This window comes from Ochrobactrum sp. SFR4 (assembly GCF_019730395.1).
Taxonomy (GTDB): Bacteria; Pseudomonadota; Alphaproteobacteria; order Rhizobiales; family Rhizobiaceae; genus Pseudochrobactrum.
In genome coordinates this window covers 1-251 of the sequence record NZ_JAAPBB010001079.1, presented here as the reverse complement: position 1 = coordinate 251, position 251 = coordinate 1, and the positions used below count along the sequence as shown (strand labels likewise).

General features: G+C 50.2%; 1 protein-coding gene. It reads left to right on the top strand.

Annotated elements, in window-relative coordinates; genetic code table 11:
• Positions 1 to 251, top strand: a 251-nt coding sequence (locus HBA93_RS22370; RefSeq protein WP_221724703.1) for a nucleotidyltransferase family protein, incomplete at both ends; no start/stop codon positions are given.

The window sequence follows — 251 nt, the reverse complement described above, 5'->3', positions numbered from 1 at the left end:
AAAAGCACTTCGGTTTGGTTTGTCCACCTTTGCAATCAAGCAAAAACAGTATTGAACGCTTTGCGTCGAAAACCCATGCCGTGGGGATAAGACTGGAACCGGATGGCAGGCTGGGTTTTTATGCCCCTTTCGGTCTGGATGATATGTTCTCTCTCCGTATGACACCCAATCCGGTGGCCGATAACCGTGAAACGCATCATATGAAAAGCTTGCGGGCGCAGCAAAACTGGCCGGAAGTGACAGTTGTTCCC